The organism is Mesorhizobium sp. M5C.F.Ca.IN.020.32.2.1 (assembly GCF_004023105.1).
Lineage (GTDB): Bacteria > Pseudomonadota > Alphaproteobacteria > Rhizobiales > Rhizobiaceae > Mesorhizobium > Mesorhizobium wenxiniae.
The window spans coordinates 1-2,426 of sequence record NZ_RZSX01000910.1; the positions used below are offsets into that span (position 1 = coordinate 1).

Sequence of the window (2,426 nt, forward strand, 5' to 3'; positions counted from 1 at the left end):
GTTACTGACGGCTCGCCGGCGGCAAAAGCCGGGATTGAAACCGGCGACGTCGTCACCAGCTTCGCCGGTCAGCAGATAAAGGATCCCAAGGACCTGTCGCGTGCCGTTGCCGACGTCTCGCCCGGCGCCACGGAAACGCTCGATGCCTGGCGCAAAGGAAAGAATCTCGAAATTTCCGTCGACGTCGGGCGCAATGGAGACGATGTGCAGACGGCATCGGTGGGCGGCGGACCAGAGGCACCGTCCGCACAGCCGGGCCTTCGTTCGCCTGCGATCGGCCTCGGTCTGATGGACGTCACCCCGGATGTCCGACAGGCGATGAATCTGGCGCCCAACCAGCGCGGCGCGCTGGTCGAGAGCGTCAATCCCGACAAGGCGGCCTCGGCTTCCGGTATCCAGCCGGGCGACATCATCGTCGCCGTCAATCAGGCGACGGTGCGGGACGCCAGGCAGGCAGACCAGGCGATCGCGCAGGCCGGAAAGGCTGGCAAAAAGTCCGTGCTCCTGCTCGTCGAACGCGGCGACGCGCAGATGTTCGTCGCCGTGCCCTTCGCTAATGGCTGAGGCGGCGCATTGCCGCGAGGCCGCGGCCAAGATTCTGGTTGCCCGCCAGAGCATCTTCGAGAAGACTGGTGAAGGCCGACAGACGGCCTGATGCACACGGATGTTTTGATGGTCACCCGCGGCTTCTCTTCAGGACGAAAGCCCCCGACGGATGCGGATGCGCGCATTCCGCCGGGGCAGTATCTCGAGCGAGGGTTCCCGGTGCTGTCGGCCGGGCCGACGCCGCGCGTGCGCACCGAGGACTGGTCGTTCACGCTCAAGCACGGACCGCGGCCGATCAAGAAGTGGAGTTGGACAGAGTTCAACGCGCTGCCGTTGACCAAGATGACCCGCGACATCCATTGCGTGACCGCATGGACCAAGTTCGACACAGCGTGGCAGGGCGTGCTGGTCGACGATATTCTGGCGGATGCCGGCATTGAGCCACTGAGCCCCTTCACTCTGGCGCTGTCCTTCGACGGCTACACCACCAACGTGCCGACGAAGGATCTCACCGCCGGCAAGGCGATGGTGGCGCTGCTTTACGAAGGCAAGCCGATCACGCCGGACCATGGCGGCCCGGCGCGGCTGCTGGTTCCGCATCTCTATTTCTGGAAATCGGCCAAATGGCTGAACGGGCTGCAGTTCACCGAGCGCGACGAGCCCGGGTTCTGGGAGTTGCGCGGCTATCACATCTATGGCGACCCGTGGCGCGAGCAGCGCTATAGGGGCGATCCATGAGCGACGGGCCGGCGGCGCAGTCGCCCTGGCAGACCGTCACCATCCGACGCATCGAAAAGCGCACGCCGCGCGTCACCAGCTTTTTCCTCGAGCCGTCGCGGCCCTTCGCCTATCGTGCCGGGCAGCATGTCGATGTCAGGCTGACGGCGCCGGATGGCTATCAGGCGCGTCGCTCCTACTCGATCGCCTCGGGGCCGGAAGCCGGCGAGATGATCGAACTGGCGATCGAAAGGCTCGATGATGGCGAGGTCTCGCCGTTCTTCCACGATATCGCGGCTGTTGGCGACGAGGTCGAATTGCGCGGACCGCTCGGCGGCCACTTCGTCTGGTACGACGGCGACGGCGGTCCGCTTCTGCTGGTCGGCGGCGGGTCCGGCGTGGTTCCGCTGATGGCGATGATCCGCCATCGCGCGGCGCGCAGATCGGCGGTGCCCGTGGCACTGGTGTTTTCCGCACGGGTCTGGGACGAGGTGATCTTTCGCGACGAGTTGATCGGCCTCGACGATCGTCGCGACGGCTTCGATCTGGTGCTGACGCTGACCCGCGAGGCCGCCCGGCGCCCAGCGGACTATTCGCGGCGGGTCGATGCCGCCATGATAGAGCAATCGATGGTGCGGCTGCCCGCGCCGCCCAGGTTCGCCTTTGTCTGCGGCTCGAATGCCTTCGTGTCGGCCGCCGCTCAGGCGCTGATCGATGCCGGCGTTCCGGCAGGCCTCATCCGCACCGAGCGTTACGGGGTTTAATGCATGTCGCGCAAAAGTGTGCAGCGGTTTTGCGATTACGACATGCATAGAAAACGACAACGTAAAGCGCGTCGCATAAGGCCTGCCAAACGCGACGCGCTTTAGCCGCCTCGCCGGTCAGGCGTCGATTTCGAGCGCCGTCAGTGGCTTCGAACAGCAGGCAAGGATGAAGCCGTCGTCGATCTCGTGATCGAGGATGCCGCCATTGTGGCTCATCTCGACTGTGCCCGAGACCTTTTTCACCTTGCAGGTTCCACACAGGCCGAACTCGCAAGCCGCTGGGATGCGCACGCCCGAAGCGCGCGCCGTCTGCAGCACGGTCTGGCCGGCAACGCAGTCGGCATCGACATCCGAAAGCGAAAAGCGGATCGGCGTTGCGGCCTCGGCAGGTGTCTCGAC

General features: G+C 65.2%; 4 protein-coding genes. 3 read left to right on the forward strand and 1 reads right to left on the reverse strand.

What is annotated here, in order from left to right:
• The 3 genes from EOA86_RS30715 to EOA86_RS30725 all read left to right on the forward strand — a co-directional run.
• Positions 1 to 564 (forward strand): PDZ domain-containing protein (locus EOA86_RS30715; protein ID WP_128345046.1); only part of this gene is annotated, 564 nt, incomplete at its 5' end.
• 108 nt (positions 565 to 672) lie between these two features.
• Positions 673 to 1,284, forward strand: a complete 612-nt coding sequence (locus EOA86_RS30720) for a molybdopterin-dependent oxidoreductase (protein ID WP_128345048.1) — start codon at positions 673 to 675, stop codon at positions 1,282 to 1,284.
• Positions 1,281 to 2,027, forward strand: coding sequence for an FAD-binding oxidoreductase (locus tag EOA86_RS30725; protein ID WP_029347524.1), 747 nt, complete (start codon positions 1,281 to 1,283; stop codon positions 2,025 to 2,027). Before EOA86_RS30720 ends, EOA86_RS30725 begins: the two co-directional genes overlap by 4 nt.
• Before the next feature lie 117 nt (positions 2,028 to 2,144).
• Here the strand turns inward: EOA86_RS30725 and EOA86_RS30730 are convergent.
• Positions 2,145 to 2,426, reverse strand: a 282-nt coding sequence (locus EOA86_RS30730; RefSeq protein ID WP_128345050.1) for a 2Fe-2S iron-sulfur cluster binding domain-containing protein, incomplete at its 5' end; no start/stop codon positions are given.